This is a genomic window from Bartonella sp. AP58NXGY (genome assembly GCF_042195785.1).
Classification (GTDB): Bacteria; Pseudomonadota; Alphaproteobacteria; order Rhizobiales; family Rhizobiaceae; genus Bartonella.
This window is the reverse complement of the sequence record NZ_JBHIOY010000219.1, coordinates 335-752: the sequence shown is the minus strand read 5'-3', so window position 1 is coordinate 752 and position 418 is coordinate 335. Positions and strand designations below refer to the sequence as shown.

Genomic DNA, 418 nt, shown 5'->3' with positions numbered 1-418 from the left:
GTGTTGCTTGGTCTTGGGATAGAGCGGTTCGGCAGTTTTCCGATATGTTTTCTAAGGTAGATAATCCTTTGTTAGCGGCCCGTGCTGTTAATTTAATTGATGTTGGTCGTCGTGTCTTAGGTGAAATAAATCCATCTTATAGATCCTTCTTTTTAAATGATATTCCAAGTGGTGTTATTCTGGTTACAAATGATCTTTCTCCTTCTGATGTCGCACAACTTGATTGTACAAAAGTAAAAGGATTAGCAACAGCATGGGGAGGTCCACTTTCTCATACAGCTATTTTGGCGCGTACGCTTGGTATTCCGATGATTGTTGCTGTAGGTGATGATATTTTAGCGGTTCAGTCTGATATTCAGGCTATTATTGATGGCGATAACGGGTTCATTTACCTTGATCCTACGCATGAAGATGTTGA

Annotated in this window: 1 protein-coding gene; it reads left to right on the top strand. The window is 40.2% G+C overall.

Annotated features, from left to right (window positions below):
• The coding region (locus tag ACFINC_RS10560; protein ID WP_375617183.1) for a PEP-utilizing enzyme at positions 1–418 on the top strand (418 nt) is incomplete at both ends.